Genomic DNA, 233 nt, shown 5'->3' with positions numbered 1-233 from the left:
TCGACGGCGAACAGCGCGGGCTGGGTGTACCCGGTCTCGTCGAGCAACGCCGCGTCGTCGCCGAAGAGCACTTCGCGCAGCTCGTCGCCGAACTGGTCGGCAACGGCGTCGAGGGCCGCGGCGAACACCGGGAAGCGACCGTACAGCTCCCGTCCCATGCCGAGGCGCTGGGCGCCCTGGCCGGCGAACAGCACGGCCAGCCGAGCGCGCCCGGACGCGGCCCGCGGCGGCGG

The 233-nt window shown here is 75.5% G+C and carries 1 protein-coding gene; it reads right to left on the bottom strand.

Annotated elements, in window-relative coordinates:
* A partial coding sequence (locus G3I65_RS50800) for an acyltransferase domain-containing protein (RefSeq protein WP_160703066.1) occupies positions 1 to 233 on the bottom strand: 233 nt, incomplete at both ends.

This window comes from Amycolatopsis sp. SID8362, assembly GCF_010550475.1.
In the GTDB taxonomy this organism is placed as follows: domain Bacteria; phylum Actinomycetota; class Actinomycetes; order Mycobacteriales; family Pseudonocardiaceae; genus Amycolatopsis; species Amycolatopsis eburnea.
This window is presented reverse-complemented; position numbering and strand designations above follow the sequence as displayed.